We start from the raw sequence: 13,984 nt of genomic DNA, 5'->3' as shown, positions 1-13,984 counted from the left end.
GAAATCATTCTAATATAATATGATTATAAATTGCGTCCGCTATTTTAAAATCTTCAGGTTCATCAATATCAATTGATTCTATTTCACCTACCTCAACAAGAAAAGGCTTTTGTCCTATTCTTCTGTTCAGATTTCTTATTATATTTGATTTGTATATATAAAACCCGCTTGTTTCTTCAAACAACGGAGGTAAATCTTGCGTTCGGGGAATATTATCCAACTCATAGTTAAAAGGCCTTCCGTCTTTCCATAAAAAATCCTGAAGCTTCTTTACCGCAAATGACGAATCGAAATCGCCTGACAAAACAGCCTCTAAGCCTTTTTTTATACTTGATGATTTTATAAAAGGAGCGGTTGTATGCGTCATAACATATATGTCCGAAGGAATTTCTCTCGCAAAAGCCTGTAAAACCTCATTCATTTTAGTAGAATCCTGATCTAAATCTTCTGAACGTTTCAGATAATTGACACCTTCAGGAATGTATTTTTTTATATCTGGATTACTGCAATAAACATATACTTCTTCTATTTCATTTATTTTTAAAAGAGTCGATAATATATACCAGCACAGCGGCTTGCCATTCTTAAAACATTTTGTATTCTTTTGAGGCAAACGTCTGTTATTTAATTTCATTGGAACTACAGCGGTTACTTTCATATAAATCTTCCTTATTATATCATTTTAATTTTCAAGCGCTTCATTAATTGAAGCTGTTTTAATTGAATTTATTAACGACTTTTCTGAACAGTTTTTCAGAATTATATTTTTATTATTGCAAATATCATTCAAATACTCATAGCCCTTAAACAATAAATACTGATCAAAAAAAACCTTAGACATATTCCAATGCTTAAGCAAACCGTTAATCTCATTTTCTGTATTATCGTTGCCGTACGCATGCATATCTTTATTTTTCTGATTTAAAGCGCAATTTATTGTCGCTACTATACCCGTAGAATCACAGCCTAACAAATATATCTCGTTGAAACCCATGTATATTGCTACAATTATACAATATTGTACAACAGTAGTAAATGAAGGAATAATAGAACATATATCAAATTCATCAAGTTTAAAAGCTTCAAATGGTATGCCGTTTATCAAATAATTAATATTAAGCTTTTCATCCAGCTTATTATCCTTTATAAATTTTAAAGCGGAAATAGGAACAAAGCATTCTGCATTTTCTTCAGACATTAATGAATAATTGTTCATTATATCATCCATATTATATTTCATGTCTTTTCTTAAATTAAAAAAAGCGTCATCTATCCAAAAATGATAGTTTGTTTTGGCATTTTTAAAATCCTTAACCTTGCAAAAATTATTAACGGAGAAAACAATTTCATTTGATAATAAAGCTAAATCTACATCCTTTAATGAGGGACCGTTTCCCAATATAAAACATCTTTGATTTTTGTGAATATCCTTAAATCTATTATTATTATTTATTTTATATTTTATATTATCATCAATTTTAGCAAAATCGCTTAATATTTTATTTTTACGTAAGCTATTATATCTTTTTTCTCCTAATATGCTTTTAATAATATGCTTTAAATAAATATACAATTAACATCATCCTAACCTTCAAACCAGATCAAATCCATTTGATCTGAATATTTTTTCAATAATTCCTCGGGTACGTCTGAAATCTGTATATAACCTAATTTCCTATAAAACTTTATTGCTCTATGATTATTAGTAGATACACACCATATTACTCTTTTTATATTTAAATCTTCATGTGCGATCCGAATTATTTCATTCATACCAAATGAAGCGAAATTTTTTCCCATTGCCGTTCTTCTGACTGTAATGGCAAACTCTGCAAAGCTATCAGTATAATTAATATTTTTTAACGAAACTGTACCCATATATTCATCATTATCATCTGTTATGGCCATATGGATATTTTTTTTATCTGATAAACTGGATGAAATAAAAGAAACACAATCATCCTCAGTTTTATTTCTGAAATCTGTTTTTAAATACATAGTAACGCTTTCGTCATGCATCCATTCCAACATTAGCAATGCGTCCTTTATTTTTAGTTTCCGTAATTTCATATTACCATCCATTTCATTATTCTCAAAAATAATCAGTTGAATTTATTTACCGTTTCAATAACATGACTTATTTGATCTTCAGTCATACCATAAAATATAGGTAAACTAAGCTCCGTAAGACTTAATTCTTCCGCAATCGGAAGTTCGCCCTTTTTAATATTCAAATCTTTATAACATTCCTGCAAATGGATTGCGGTAGGATAATGCATATTTGTAACAATGTTATTTTTTCCGAGAAATTCTGAAAGTTCATCTCTGCGGTCTGAACGGACTGCAAATATATGCCAAACCGGTTCTGCCCCTTCAATTACATGTGGAAGAACAATTGAAGGATTTTTTATTTCATTGATATACCTTGACGCAATTCTTTTTCTTTCCTGATTCATACGATTTAAATGTAACAGCTTAACTGACAAAAAAGCTGCCTGCATTTCATCCAATCTTGAATTATTTCCCTTATAAATATGATGATATTTATAATCTGAGCCGTAATTTCCCAATGCTTTAACCTTGTCCGCAATATCCTCAGAATTAGTTACAACTGCGCCGGCATCACCGAGAGCTCCGAGATTTTTTCCGGGATAAAAGCTAAATCCCGCCGCGTCTCCAAAACTTCCGATTATCTTATGTTTATATGTTGCTCCGTGAGCCTGTGCACAATCCTCTATAATATACAAATTATTTTTTTTGGCAATCTCTATTATCTTATCCATATCGGCCGGTTGGCCATATAAATGAACAGGCATAATTGCCTTGGTATTCTTTGTAATTTTCTCTTCTATTTTTAATGGATCAATATTATATGTTTTAATATCCGGTTCAACAAAAACCGGTGTAGCTCCCGCGTATGTTACAGCCAAAGCAGTAGCAATAAACGTATTTGAAGGTATAATTACTTCATCGCCTGTTTTAATATCAAGCGCTTTTAACGCTAACATCAAAGCGTCAAGTCCGTTGCCTGTTCCTATACAGTATTTAGAATCGCAATATTCAGCAAACTTCGATTCAAAATCCCTGTCCTCTTTTCCGTCTATATACCAGCTACTGCATAATACCCTGTCAAAGGCTGCTCTAAGTTCTTTATCCAGTTCCCGCTCCATTGGTTTAAAGCTGACAAACGGTACGTTCATTACGGCTTCTCCTTACTATTTACCATTTTTATAAATTCGTCATAATCTCGAATATAATCCGATTCATCGTATAAATCCGACGCTAATACAAGCAATACTGCGTCGGGAGAAAAATCATACATTTCTCTCCACATATCATTAGATATGTACAATCCTTCGTATGGTTTTTCCAGTGGAACAATTTTCTTTTCAAAACCGTTATCCAAAAGAATTTTACATGTCCCATGAATACAGATTAATATTTGCTCCAGCGATTTGTGTGCGTGAAAACCTCTTCTTACGCCTTCTCCTGTTTCATACATGTAATACACGCGCTTGATTTCAAATGGTATATCAATAAACTCTTCAAGCGCAACCAACTGTCCGCGGTCATCGCCGTGAGGCTGAAACACATATTTAACTACCTGCATATTTTAATTCCCCTTATTATTTTTTGACTTCATCCTATTATACAAACCATATATAAACACATTTTTATAATTAAATATACTTTTCATATCATTTGTTTTGTACGCTAATATTTCTGGAATAATTTTTTCAATATTATAAACTGCTTCTGTATTTGAAAAAGATAATAAACTCATTTTCTTATAATCTTCATATGAACTATTCATAACCTTTGAAATCAAAGAATACGCATCATCCTTACAACTTTCATCTACAGTATTATAATGAACATCTTCATAAAATAAACATTTTGCTTTATTTTCAAGAGTATTATATCCAACTGCTATCGATGGTTTATATTTTAAACTCGAATCAATAACAGTTGTTCCCATACCTATAAATAATTTACATTCTAATATTTTATTGTTTAATTCGTCATAAGGTATCCAACTTGTCAATAATATTCTCTTTTTTACACTTTCGTCCAAAGAGTCGATAAACGATTTTATTTTATCAATATCTGGTCCATCTGAAACTATTTCTAAATATATATCAGGAAATTCAGAACATAATTTATCAAAATCTTTTATTAATCCCATAAAATAACCTTTAAAAGGAAATATTGCTCTTCCAGCTGTAAGAATTTTATTACTTTTATAACTTTTTTCAATAATTTCTTCATAATTCTCGATTTTTTCACAATACATTGGTAACCACCATATTGGGAATACAACATCATCATTTAAATCATTATATTTTCTTGTACTTTTAGCGGTTATATGATCCATCATAACTAATGACTTATTATCAATTATATCTATTAAAATATTTTTATAATATTTTGTTATAAATGCATTTAAAATACCTTTATGACTTTTACTTCCTGATTCTAATGTATCAGGGTGAATACAATATAGTACATTATAAAAAAACATAGATCCTTTATATTTTACATATTCAATATCCAAATATGCATCTCTTGTAAAACATATAACTTTTAAATTATTATCATCTAATTTTTTTAATATTTCATAACAATCTAAATAATTTTTTGTCTTAAAAGAGAATATGGGTATATTAAGATCTTCAAACATTTTAATAGTGAAATTATCATTTTTATCATTTGTCATTAATGCGCATGATATATCATGTTCCTTAAACCATTTGCATATTCTAAATTTTAATGTTTGTGAGCCACCTGCTCCTCCTAATGAATCATAAAATATAATCATTATATTTTCACTTTCCTTTTATAATATATAATCAATAGCTAAAGTCATTTTCATTTATAATAATTCAGCTGATTTTATATATTTTGTTCTATAATATATAAAATGTCAGCATCTTTATAACTATTTCTATATTTAAAATAATATATAGCTTCAATAATAAATGGATAAAATATAAAAGAAAAAAATCCATTATCTATAAAGTTTACTGCTGAAAGTACGATTATTGCAGCTAAATAATATCCATTATTTCGTTTATATGCCCCTTTCGTAATAGATATAAATATCATAAATATAGGGACAAGAATAATAACACCATATCTTGCAATTGAATAATAATAACCATTATCAAGTGTAAGAATAATTTTTTGAAAATATTCAGTTGTCATAAAATTTATAACCTTGAATTCTTGATATTGATAGTATAACCAACACATATGAATTCTATTGTTAAAAAAATCATTAAATGTAATCGCTATCGACGAATTTATGCTATATAAATATAATAATAATAATGAAATAATTGCTATAATAATAGGAGAACTAATTGCAATAAGCTTTAAAAGTTTAATATATCTTCTATTACAACGATATTTTTTTACTATTATAAAAATAATTAATAAAACCTGTATTGCAAAAAAAGCATTTCTTGAATTGCATATAATATATGCTAATATAGATACTACTTCAAAAACTGTAAAGCTGACAAGTGTTATATTTTTTTTGAATATATGATAATAAATACAAAGATATAAAATTATCTGTGGTAAAACATTACTATGATAAAAGCCTAGAGAATATCTCTGCACACCATTTCTTGCGGTAACAACATTATTAATAACACCAATCATACAAAGTAATATTGTAACGATTGTAATAATTAAAAGAAGATAGAAACTTATTTTAAAAAGTGGCTTCAAATCCTTTATTCTAAGATAAATATTAACTCCAAAAAGGTAGATTACTATTACAAAAAAATCTTTAAGTAAAACAGCACCTATAGCAACACACATTACTACAAGGATTCTTTTCTTTTTAATATACTTAAACTTAATTCTAATCATAATTTTAGGAATTAAGTTAATTGCAAGACATAAGCATGTAAATAAAGCTAATAATATTTTTAATGTTCCTGCTTTTTCAAAAGGAATATAAGTTACAAAAATACTTATATAATATAAAATGAAAGCCACATAAAATATAATATTATCTTTTATTATCTTTAATTTCATTTTTTCCCCTTTTTATTAATAGTTTAAGTATATTTTTCTTAATATTTGTTTTTTTAGGATATTTAATCGAAAAAATTTCATTTATAAGAGTATTAGATTTATATACATTTTTAAATAATCTTATATTATAAAAAACATTTTTGGAAATAAATATTTTCCTAAATATCACTCTTATATATGATTCATTTAATATATATATATTATTAGTATTTTTAAGTGTTTTTATTTCATATTCATAAGCTAAACAATAGTCATTTATATCTGATGCAGATAATTTTTTTGTTGTAATAGAGTTATCATTATATATATAATGATATAAAACTATATTCCAAATTTTAAGACTTTTTATTTTCACATAATATTTTAGTAAAAATTCTAAATCTTCACCCAACGATATATTTGTATTAAATCTAATATTGTATTTTTGAATGATATTAGATTTAAATATTTTGCCAAAAGGATTATTTAATTTCTGAGTTAAAATTTCCTTAAATATATAATTATAATCTTCTGATAAATATTCTATTTTTGAACCAATGTGTTTCCCATTTTTATTTACTAAATCATAATCAAATAGAACTAAATCATCTATTTGATTATATCTTGAAAAAATATAATCAATGATACTTTTCTCAGTATAATCGTCACTATCAATAAAAATTATATACTTCCCCACAGCTATATCAAGTCCTGTATTTCTTGCTGAACTCACTCCACCATTTTTTTTATTGGTAAGAATAATATTAGAATATTTATTTTTATAATTCTCACAAATTTGCTGAGTTTTATCTTGGGAGCCATCATTAATAATAATTATTTCATATTTATCAGAATATCTTTCGTCTATAATATTATCTAAACATCTGCCTATTGTTGATTCGCAATTATATGCCGGAATAATAATACTTAAATCCACCATTTATTTTCCTTCCTTTAATCCATAAATAATCTTCGTACAGATTTTAAAAGAGATCTTTCCGGTCATTGCCATAATTGCAGCCATCTTAGAAGATTTTTTACTATCTTTATCCTTTAAAATAAAAAATTTATTTTCCTTTATAAATGAATATAATGTTTTCTCATATTCTTCATATTGGGCATTTGATAACCATAATTTATAAAGCATCTGATAGCATCTGCGAAATTTTAAGTTAATTGCCGCTTTTTCTAGATAATAAAAATTATCTTTTTTCTTTATAAAATCAATAATATGATCACAGGCCTTAATTATATCCATATTTTTTAAACTAAATTTCTTTTGTGTTATACTATTCTGATTAATTCTATAATAATAACCCTTATAATCAATTACAGATACGCTCTTTGTTTCTGATAATACTTCACAAATCACAAACATATCTTCATTTATAAAACCTTTAGGAAATATAATAGAATTAAATACCGTTTTATGATATAACTTATTCCAGGCTGCAACCGAATACAAACTATCATCATTTTGATAAAGAATATCTTTTAGCACTTCATTGCTATCAACTTTGTTTGCAATTGATTTATCATTTGAAAAATCATTGATATTTCTTGTAAAACGGCACATTGAAATTTTACAGTCATCACCTTGGGATATTAAAGCGTTATAAAGATTTTCTATAAAATATTTATCAATATAGTCATCTGAATCTATAAAAGAAAAATACTCACCATTTGCATTTTTCATTCCAAAATTTCTGGCATCAGATAATCCGCCATTTTCTTTATGAATAACCTTAATTCTTGGGTCAATAGTAGCATAATTATCACATAAATTACCACTATTATCTGTGGAACCATCATTTACAAGTATTATTTCTATATTTTTATAACTTTGATTAAGTATACTTTTAACACATTCATCAAAATATTTCTCAACATTATAAACCGGAACTATAATTGATATTAAATTCATCTTTATCCTCCGAACATGTTACTATATAAATTAAATAAATTTTCGAATAAATGGTATTTTTTTTAGTACCCATGTGCAACAATATGATAAAATAATATTAAATATAATAAGTACAAAACCAATATATAATCCATCTTCAAATGGATTTAATGACAACAGCTTATATTCAAAATTCACAAATAACATATGCACTAAATATATACCAAATGATTTATCAGCTATTTCAAGTAAAACTTTCTTCAGCCATTTTGCAAGATTTAGCTTCAAAATAAGTGCAAATAAGCCTACTGATTGTCCAATAACTAAAATTGAGGAATATCCAAATAAATCAGAAAAATTTAAACTGCTAAAATAATCATATGTTTCAAGATAACTTAATACTAATAATAAAGCCGAATTTGTAAGGATTAAAGTAACTGCTCTTTTTTTGGATATATCAAAAAATCCTCTATGATACCCTGCACCACATAAAAACCAAAATGGATATATATTTGAAATATGATTATAAAAACCAATATTAAAACCCATTGTATTTAAAGTTTTTATAATCGATGCAAAAATAAATAATATTATTAAAATATATTTAAATTCTCTTTCAGAGGCATTTTTGCTAATCATATTCCATATAGGAAAAGTAATATATATTCCTAAAAGACAATATAAATACCATAAATGTGCCCATGTTTCACCTTGTATAACATTAATGACTGCATTAGGAATTTGAAAAACATTAATTGTCTTTTGAGAAAAAACAATTTCCATCCACGAAAAAATAATTCCAAATATTCCAAGAACAATTAATATTTTCAAAACATATTTTTTATATAATGTTCTTATATCAATTTGTTTTTTAGGTAAAAGCAATAATAAACCTGTAAGCATTAAAAAACACGGAACAGCAAACCACATAAGATTCATAACTGAACGATATATATATATTCCGAATTTATTTGTTGTTTCGTCACCAAATAAAACAATAGCAGTATACATTGTATGTATTATAACTACAGCAATAGCTGCTATTGCACGAATATACTCAAATCTTTGATCCTTTTTATTCTTAACTGATGATGAGTTTGCATATATTTTAATATTATTTTCCATCTGCTAATTAACCTCAATTAAAACTTTGTGAAAACATCAAAATATTTTTTCGTTATATATTCCCAGCTGTATGCTTTTTGAATACGTTCAGTAGAAAGTTTTGAAACTTTTTGAATTTCTTCTTCTGACAAAATATCCACTTTATCAATAAGCTTTGCAAGATTTCCATTATCTTTATTCCAATATAAAGCCGAATCTTCAGCCACTTCCCTGTTAAATCCAACGTCAAGCAGCAAGTTTAAATCAATGCTGCTTAAAGCCTCCAAAAGGCTGGGATTTGTACCTCCAACCTCATGTCCGTGAAAATAGCCGTATGCGTTTTCACGAATTTTCATCAGCAATTCCTGATCATAAACAGTTCCTACAAACTTAATTCTTCCGTCTTTTTCAAATTGCGTCTTCCGTTTTAGTTCTAAAAGAAATTTTTCCGAAACATTAGTAATCAGAGCAAAATTTTTATTTGTTTTGCTTTTCATAAATTCACTGATCATTGTTTCATAATTATTTTCAGGTACAAATCTGCCTACTACAAGATAATATTCCTTTTTAGACAGACCGTTCGACCTATACCATTCCAAAAGCTTCGCATCGTCATCTGAAAGACTGCTTTTTCCGGTTTCGGCGCCGTATGCTATAAATGTTGTTTTAGGATTATATTTTTCATAAGATTCATGAATATATTTTTCTATATTTTTACTGTCGCATATAAGCAAATCGGAATGCTTGACCATAAGACGCTCTGAAAGCTTCCAGTACATTTTTACAGGTGCAGACCATTTTGCTCTTTTCCATTCATGACCGTCCGGGTTAACATAAACTTTTCCGCCAAGCGAATGAATTTGCTTTACATATCTTTTAAAAAATGGTCCTATACGACAGGCCAGTATATAAACAACGGCTTTATCAATATTATTCTTTTTTATATAATTGACTGTATATTTTAATGCATCAATATCATAAACAATTGCCTGTGCAGGCCCGATCTTTTTCCTTTTAATTTTAAAGCATTGCGCGTTATGATATATAAATTCTCCAACCTCTTTGTTATCGTCAACGGCGCACGCTACGTGATATTTTATTTTATCATTTGTTTGATGATATTCAGTAAGCTTATCTACAAAAGTTTCATATCCGCCATATGAAGCAGGAATTCCTTTTGAGCCGATAATAAAAACATTCTGCATATATCTTTTACCACACTTTATTTCTAAAATTTAAAGGTATCTTTTAAACCTAACCAAATCTGATCCTTATCGCTTAAAACCAGACTCGTTCCGTCTTTAAGAGTATAGCCCTCGGCATTAGCGCCGCCGCTGTATTCTCCTACAATCTCGGGCCAAATAATCCCTATTTCAGGATCATTCCACGCTATACCGCTCTCATCACCGGGATGATAAAAATCGGTTACCTTATAGCAGAATTCAGCAATATCACTCAATACTAAAAAACCATGAGCAAAGCCCTCGGGAATATAAAATTGCTTTTTATTATCTTCAGTAAGCTCCACGCCGTGCCATCTGCCGTACGTTTCCGAATCGCTTCTTAGGTCTACAGCAACATCAAATACCCTTCCCCTTATAACTCTAACAAGCTTTCCCTGCGGATACTGCTTCTGAAAATGAAGTCCTCTGAGAACGCCCTTTTTAGAGCATGATTGATTATCCTGTACAAAATTCATGTCAAGACCGGCTTCATTCATATCCTTTTTATTATATGTCTCCATAAAATAGCCGCGATTATCACCATGAACCGCAGGTTCTATAATGCAAAGACCGTCAATCCCGCCTGCATTCTTTTCAACTTTAATCTGTCCCATAATTTATTCTATTTCCTTTAGATATCTTTTAAGTGCATTCTGCCAGGTAGGCAGCGGCTCAAAGCCGTTTTCTAAGAGCTTTGATTTATCGAGTCTGCTGTTAAAAGGCCTTTTAGCCTTTGATATTCCGTATTCCTCGGTTGTCACCGGAACAACGTTCGTATTATATCCTGCCTGTTTAAAAATTTCACAGGCGAAATCATACCAACTGATATAGCCTCCCTCATTGGTAGCATGATAGTAACCGTAATTTTCCGACTCGGCCATATCGGCAATAAGCCTTGCAAGATCATAAGTATATGTCGGAGTTCCGATCTGATCATTTACAACCCTTACCGTATCATACTTTTTGCCAATATTAAGCATAGTCTTAATGAAGTTTGAGCCATTCACACCGAAAACCCATGCTATACGAACAATAAAGTACTTATCAAGAGCGTCTGCAACCGCAAGCTCTCCTTCAAGCTTGGTCTGACCGTAAACATTCAGAGGAGCATAATTTCTGCAATCAGGTTTCCAAGGATCTGTTCCACGGCCGCTGAACACATAATCAGTAGAAATATATATCATTTTACAGTCAAGCTTTTTACATACATTCGCAATATTTTTAGTACCCTCAACATTAACTGAACGAACTATCGATATATTATCACGATCCTCGGCAGCGTCCACTGCCGTCCATGCGGCGCAATGAATTACAACATCGGGGTTGGCTTTGACAACGACTTTATTTACGCTTTCCGGATCAGTAATGTCCATTTCTTCAATATCAACGCCGATAGTTTCATATTTACGGCTATTAAGCTCATTGACTACATCAGATCCAAGCTGACCTTTAGCGCCTGTAACCAAAACTCTCATTATGCGCGTCCCTTTTCCTTATACATCTTATCATAATAGCTCTGATATTCACCCGATATTATATCCTGCCACCATTTTTTATTATTAAGATACCATTCAATAGTTTTCTTTATCCCATCTTCAAATTTTGTTTCAGGAAGCCAGCCAAGCTCATTGTGTATTTTCGTCGGATCTATAGCATATCGCATATCGTGTCCCGGCCGATCAGTAACATAGGTTATAAGACTTTCAGGCTTGCCAAGCTCGGCGAGGATAGTTTTAACAACCTCTAAATTAGTTTTTTCATTATGTCCGCCTATATTATAAACCTCTCCTTCTCGGCCTTTTCTTATTACAAGGTCGATTGCCCTGCAGTGATCTTCAACATAAAGCCAATCGCGAACATTTTCACCTTTGCCGTAAACAGGGAGATTTTCATCGGCAAGCGCGCGGCTTATTATCAGCGGAATAAGCTTTTCTGGAAAGTGATATGGTCCGTAATTATTTGAACATCTTGTTATAGAAACAGGAAGTCCGAACGTTCTGTAATATGCAAGTACAAGTAAATCCGCACCAGCCTTTGAAGAACTGTAAGGACTGCTTGTATGAATCGGAGTATCTTCCGTAAAGAACAGATCAGGTCTGTCGAGCGGCAGATCGCCGTAAACCTCATCGGTAGACACCTGATGATAACGCTTGACGCCATACTTGCGGCATGCGTCCATAAGCACCTGAGTACCCATAATATTTGTTTTTAAGAATATACCCGGATCTTCAATGGAACGGTCAACATGCGATTCAGCGGCAAAATTAACGATCATATCAGGCTTTTCTTCTTCAAAAATTTTTTCAACAGCCTCTCTGTCAGCGATATCAGCCTTTATAAATCTGAATTTAGGATTTTTCATTGCATCTTTCAGCGTTGAAAGATTTCCGGCATACGTGAGCTTATCCAGACAAATTATTCTGTCCTCCGGATGCTCCTTAAGCTGTAAATATACAAAATTTGAACCTATAAATCCGGCTCCGCCTGTTACAATAATAGTCATATTCTTCTCCATTAATCTATTTTCTAATTTTTCAAAGACTTTCCCATAAAAAACTTAAATTATTGTTGTCAATAAATCTTTAAAGAAAAAATAAAAAAGTATATATATGTGAACGCATTAAATAAAGACATAATTTATTGTAAAATAAAAACCATGATACATAAAAAAGCATCTTAAAAATATGGCGCTGAAACTTTAGTTAATAAAAAGATAATTCAAATGATATTGAATGACACAACGCCGCTATATTATACAAAAATCTATTGATGTATTTCTTTTTATTCCGGTCACATATTTCCCAATGCATCAATGAAGCGTATCCATATATTTTCCATCAATAACGTCCATAAGGTATCGACCATACTGATTTTTCTTCAATACCTCATAGGCTTCAAGAACCTCTTCTTTAGAAATCCATCCGTTAAGATATGCAATTTCTTCAAGGCATGCAATTTTTCTATGCTGATGATCTTCAATAGTTTTTACAAAGTTTGAAGCTTCTGCAAGGCTTTCATGCGTTCCGGTATCAAGCCATGTAAATCCTTGTCCCAAAAGCTCTACACTCAAGGCGCCGTTTTCAAGATAAATTCTGTTAAGATCAGTTATTTCAAGTTCTCCGCGAGCTGAAGGTTTAAGGGTTTTTGCGTATTCAACAACTCTTTTATCGTAGAAGTAAAGACCTGTCACACAATAATTAGACTTAGGATTTTCAGGCTTTTCTTCAATTGAAATTGCTTTTCCGTCATCATCAAATTCAACGATTCCAAATCTCTTCGGATCATCTACATAATATCCGAACACCGTAGCTAAATTCTGATTCTCTGCTTTTCTTACTGCTTCCACAAGTCTTTTTTTAAGACCGTGTCCGGCAAAAATATTATCCCCAAGCACCATTGCGGCGCAATCATCGCCTATAAATTCCTCACCTATTATAAAAGCCTGAGCAAGTCCGTCAGGAGACTGCTGCACCTTATATGATAAATTCAAACCAAACTGCCGTCCGTCGCCAAGCAATTCCTCAAACCGAGGCGTATCATAAGGAGTAGATATTATAAGAATATCTTTAATTCCGGCATTCATAAGCACTGACATAGGATAATATATCATAGGTTTATCATATACCGGTAATAGCTGCTTGGATGTAACCTTTGTTAAGGGATATAGTCTTGTTCCGGATCCACCGGCGAGAATTATTCCTTTCATGTAAACTCCTCTATTTTTTTC

15 protein-coding genes are annotated in these 13,984 nt (G+C 30.3%); all 15 read right to left on the bottom strand.

The window, feature by feature from the left end; all coding sequences use genetic code 11:
* Positions 1–4 precede the first annotated feature (4 nt).
* Positions 5–658: an acylneuraminate cytidylyltransferase family protein gene (locus ACYQ0N_RS06880; protein WP_460162271.1), complete on the bottom strand. Its 654-nt coding sequence runs from the start codon at positions 656–658 to the stop codon at positions 5–7.
* A gap of 24 nt (positions 659–682) precedes the next feature.
* Positions 683–1,573, bottom strand: a complete 891-nt coding sequence (locus ACYQ0N_RS06875; protein ID WP_460162270.1) for a hypothetical protein — start codon at positions 1,571–1,573, stop codon at positions 683–685.
* 11 nt (positions 1,574–1,584) lie between these two features.
* The gene (locus ACYQ0N_RS06870; RefSeq protein ID WP_460162269.1) at positions 1,585–2,070 is read right to left on the bottom strand and encodes a GNAT family N-acetyltransferase; all 486 of its coding nucleotides are present in this window, start codon (positions 2,068–2,070) and stop codon (positions 1,585–1,587) included.
* Between the two features lie 32 nt (positions 2,071–2,102).
* Positions 2,103–3,200 (bottom strand): DegT/DnrJ/EryC1/StrS family aminotransferase, encoded by a 1,098-nt coding sequence (locus ACYQ0N_RS06865; RefSeq protein ID WP_460162268.1) that lies wholly within the window; start codon positions 3,198–3,200, stop codon positions 2,103–2,105.
* Positions 3,200–3,610, bottom strand: a complete 411-nt coding sequence (locus ACYQ0N_RS06860) for a sugar 3,4-ketoisomerase (protein WP_177531317.1) — start codon at positions 3,608–3,610, stop codon at positions 3,200–3,202. The genes ACYQ0N_RS06865 and ACYQ0N_RS06860 overlap by 1 nt, the downstream gene beginning before the upstream one ends.
* A gap of 3 nt (positions 3,611–3,613) precedes the next feature.
* On the bottom strand, positions 3,614–4,819 hold the full coding sequence (locus ACYQ0N_RS06855; RefSeq protein ID WP_177531316.1) for a glycosyltransferase: 1,206 nt from the start codon (positions 4,817–4,819) through the stop codon (positions 3,614–3,616).
* 74 nt (positions 4,820–4,893) lie between these two features.
* Positions 4,894–6,048, bottom strand: a complete 1,155-nt coding sequence (locus ACYQ0N_RS06850) for a hypothetical protein (protein WP_177531315.1) — start codon at positions 6,046–6,048, stop codon at positions 4,894–4,896.
* The gene (locus ACYQ0N_RS06845; protein WP_177531314.1) at positions 6,023–6,967 is read right to left on the bottom strand and encodes a glycosyltransferase family 2 protein; all 945 of its coding nucleotides are present in this window, start codon (positions 6,965–6,967) and stop codon (positions 6,023–6,025) included. The genes ACYQ0N_RS06850 and ACYQ0N_RS06845 overlap by 26 nt, the downstream gene beginning before the upstream one ends.
* Positions 6,968–7,951, bottom strand: a complete 984-nt coding sequence (locus ACYQ0N_RS06840; RefSeq protein WP_177531313.1) for a glycosyltransferase family 2 protein — start codon at positions 7,949–7,951, stop codon at positions 6,968–6,970.
* A gap of 30 nt (positions 7,952–7,981) precedes the next feature.
* Positions 7,982–9,055, bottom strand: a complete 1,074-nt coding sequence (locus ACYQ0N_RS06835) for an acyltransferase (protein ID WP_177531312.1) — start codon at positions 9,053–9,055, stop codon at positions 7,982–7,984.
* A gap of 17 nt (positions 9,056–9,072) precedes the next feature.
* Positions 9,073–10,239, bottom strand: a complete 1,167-nt coding sequence (gene cps2T, locus ACYQ0N_RS06830) for a beta 1-4 rhamnosyltransferase Cps2T (protein WP_460162267.1) — start codon at positions 10,237–10,239, stop codon at positions 9,073–9,075.
* Between the two features lie 23 nt (positions 10,240–10,262).
* On the bottom strand, positions 10,263–10,871 hold the full coding sequence (gene rfbC, locus ACYQ0N_RS06825) for a dTDP-4-dehydrorhamnose 3,5-epimerase (RefSeq protein ID WP_177531310.1): 609 nt from the start codon (positions 10,869–10,871) through the stop codon (positions 10,263–10,265).
* 3 nt (positions 10,872–10,874) lie between these two features.
* On the bottom strand, positions 10,875–11,732 hold the full coding sequence (gene rfbD / locus ACYQ0N_RS06820) for a dTDP-4-dehydrorhamnose reductase (RefSeq protein ID WP_177531309.1): 858 nt from the start codon (positions 11,730–11,732) through the stop codon (positions 10,875–10,877).
* A complete protein-coding gene (gene rfbB, locus ACYQ0N_RS06815; RefSeq protein WP_177531308.1) occupies positions 11,732–12,760 on the bottom strand; it encodes a dTDP-glucose 4,6-dehydratase in 1,029 nt (342 codons plus the stop codon). The genes rfbD and rfbB overlap by 1 nt, the downstream gene beginning before the upstream one ends.
* Positions 12,761–13,066: 306 nt before the next feature.
* Positions 13,067–13,963 (bottom strand): glucose-1-phosphate thymidylyltransferase RfbA, encoded by an 897-nt coding sequence (gene rfbA, locus ACYQ0N_RS06810; RefSeq protein ID WP_177531307.1) that lies wholly within the window; start codon positions 13,961–13,963, stop codon positions 13,067–13,069.
* Between the last annotated feature and the right edge of the window lie 21 nt (positions 13,964–13,984).

Source organism: Ruminococcus sporogenes, assembly GCF_054655175.1.
This window is presented reverse-complemented; position numbering and strand designations above follow the sequence as displayed.